This is a genomic window from Salinicola sp. (assembly GCF_982684285.1).
In genome coordinates, this window is the sequence record NZ_CEXLVS010000439.1 from 1 (window position 1) to 1,500 (window position 1,500).

The 1,500-nt window shown below is 47.1% G+C and carries 1 protein-coding gene and 1 pseudogene; both read left to right on the forward strand.

Going from position 1 to position 1,500, the window contains the following annotated elements; all coding sequences use genetic code 11:
* Positions 1 to 14 precede the first annotated feature (14 nt).
* Positions 15 to 1,298, forward strand: a complete 1,284-nt coding sequence (gene murA / locus AC3AYF_RS20865; RefSeq protein ID WP_487780385.1) for a UDP-N-acetylglucosamine 1-carboxyvinyltransferase — start codon at positions 15 to 17, stop codon at positions 1,296 to 1,298.
* A pseudogene (gene hisG / locus AC3AYF_RS20870) lies at positions 1,291 to 1,500 on the forward strand (ATP phosphoribosyltransferase); the annotation flags it as partial. The gene murA and the pseudogene hisG, both read left to right, overlap by 8 nt.

Sequence of the window (1,500 nt, forward strand, 5' to 3'; positions counted from 1 at the left end):
CCAATAGAGATTGAATGGATAAATTAATTATCAATGGCGGAGTTGCCCTCGAGGGTGAGATCCGTATTTCAGGCGCTAAAAATGCTGCTTTGCCTATATTAATGGGCGCATTACTTGCTGATTCACCGGTGCGTATTGGCAATGTACCTCATCTACATGACATTACAACCACCTTAGAGCTGTTAGGGCGTATGGGTGTATCGTTAACGGTGGATGAGCGCTCAGGGGTCGAGCTTGATCCTTCTACGTTGACAGACACTGAAGCGGCGTATGATTTAGTTAAAACGATGCGGGCATCCATCTTAGTATTGGGCCCGTTATTAGCTAAGTTTGGTAAAGCGGATGTGTCTTTGCCGGGTGGTTGTGCGATTGGCTCTCGTCCGGTGGATCTACATTTGCGTGGACTAGCGCAAATGGGCGCAGATATAAAAGTCGAAAATGGTTATATTCGTGCAACCTGTGGTGACGGCTTAAAAGGGGCGCACATTTTCATGGACCAGGTGACGGTTACTGGTACAGAAAACTTGATGATGGCGGCCACATTAGCGGACGGGAAAACGACAATCGAGAATGCTGCTCGTGAGCCAGAAGTGGTTGATTTGGCGAATTACCTCAATCAAATGGGTGCCAAAATAACGGGAATCGGTACTGCTACCTTAGAAATTGAAGGGGTGAAATCCCTACACGGGACGCAATATTCAATCTTGCCGGATAGAATCGAAGCCGGAACCTATTTAGTTGCGGCGGCGATTACCCGCGGGAAAGTGAAGTTAAAAGATACGGATGCCAAGCAAATGGAAGCCGTGTTATTAAAACTTGAAGAAGCCGGTGCTGATATTGAGGTGGGCGATGATTGGATATCACTAGATATGCACGGTAAGCGTCCAAAGGCCGTTAATATTCGTACTGCTCCTTATCCTGCCTTTCCAACGGATATGCAAGCCCAGTTCACCGCGCTGAATAGTATTGCTGAAGATCAGTCTACGATAGTGGAAACGGTGTTTGAGAACCGATTTATGCATGTGCAAGAAATGCAGCGCATGGGAGCCAACCTTCAGATTGAAGGCAATACGGTAGTTTGTATAGGGCAGGAGGGCCTAACCGCTGCTCCAGTGATGGCGACAGATTTACGTGCATCAGCCTCTTTAGTCTTGGCTGCGCTGGTGGCGGAGGGTGCGACTACGGTAGAGCGTATTTATCACATCGATCGTGGTTATGAATGTATCGAAGAAAAATTACAACAATTAGGTGCTAGCATTCGTCGAGTGCCAGGTTCATGGAGAAATGAAGATGCCTAATTTTTTGACTTTGGCTTTGTCCAAAGGACGCATTTATAAAGAGACATTACCTTTATTGAAAGCGGCGGGTATTGTACCTATCGATGATCCCGAAACAAGTCGGAAGTTGATATTAGAGACGAATCAGCCCGATGTCCGTCTTATTATTGTGCGCGCGTCGGATGTACCCACGTATGTGGAGTATGGCGGTGCTGATATTGGG